Origin of the sequence: Streptomyces boluensis, from assembly GCF_009908195.1 — a bacterium.
Lineage (GTDB): Bacteria > Actinomycetota > Actinomycetes > Streptomycetales > Streptomycetaceae > Streptomyces > Streptomyces boluensis.
The window spans coordinates 1-1,188 of the sequence record NZ_JAAAHS010000727.1; the positions used below are offsets into that span (position 1 = coordinate 1).

Consider the following 1,188-nt stretch of genomic DNA (forward strand, 5'->3'; position numbering starts at 1 on the left):
CCGCCCCGCTGTCTCCGCACCCCGCCACCTCTCCTTCTCGTACCGCAAAGGAACAACACCACCATGTCTCGTGTCCTCGTCCTCGGCGCCGGTGTGCTCGGTGCGTCCGTCGCGCAGCAACTGGCCGCCGCCGGTGCCGATGTCACCGTGATCGAGGCCGGTGGCCCGGCCGCCGGCACGTCCAGCGCCACGTTCTCCATCGACGTCACGCACCTCAAAACCCCGTACGCGTACTACGAGTTGAACCGGCACAGTGCCGAACTCCACCTGGAACTGGGTGCGGAGCTCGGCGGTGCGGACTGGCGCCACCCCGTGCCGCTGGTGCAGTGGGGCCACACGGAGGCGGAGCAGCGCGTCATCCGTGAGCGCGCGGAACGGCTGCGCGGCTGGGGCCACCCCTGCGGCACCGCCCACCCCTCCGACCTGGCCGAACTGGCGCCGGGCGTCGACCCGGAGGCCTGCCGCGCCGACGAACTGGTCCTCCACGAGCACGCGTCCTGGTACGACGCGCCGCTGTTCACCCGGCGCCTGCTCGACCGGGCGGCGCTCGACGGGGCGGACATCCGGTACGGGCTGCGGGTCACGGATGTGCTGCGCTCGGGGGAGCGGGTCGTCGGGGTGCTCGCGGCGGGCCGCCGGTTCGAGGCGGACTGGGTGGTGAACTGCGCGGGCCCGGACGCGGGCCGTATCGCCGCGTTGGCGGGCGGAGCGCTGCCGCTGAACCGGGTGCCCGGCCTCGTGGGGGAGAGCACCCGACTGCCGCGGGGCGAGCAACTAGGCGCGATCCTCGCCACCCCGGGCGTCGACCTGCGCCCGGCACCCGACGGCCGCGTCGTCTCCATCTCCTGGCCGGTGGACGCGCAGCTTCCGGCGGACGGGCCGCAGGACGCTGCGCTCAACGCGCCGGAGCAGCCGGAGCAGCCGCAGCCCGACCCGGCTCTGGAGCAGGAACTGCACCGCCTGGGCCGCGCGGTGTTCGCGCCGCTGCGGGCCGCCGAGATGGCGGGAGTACGGCTCGGGGTGCGCCCGGTACCGGCGGACGGCCTGCCCCTCGTGGGGTGCGCGGCGGCGACGCCTGGCCTGTACACCCTGGTCACGCACAGCGGTGTGACCCTCGCCCCGATCCTCGGCCGGCTCGCCGCCCAGGAGATGGTCGAGGCCCGCCCGGCCCCCGAACTGGCCGCGTAC

1 protein-coding gene is annotated in these 1,188 nt (G+C 75.0%); it reads left to right on the forward strand.

The annotated features are described in order from the left end of the window. Window positions 1-63: 63 nt before the first annotated feature. A partial coding sequence (locus GUY60_RS37765) for an NAD(P)/FAD-dependent oxidoreductase (RefSeq protein WP_161706011.1) occupies window positions 64-1,188 on the forward strand: 1,125 nt, incomplete at its 3' end.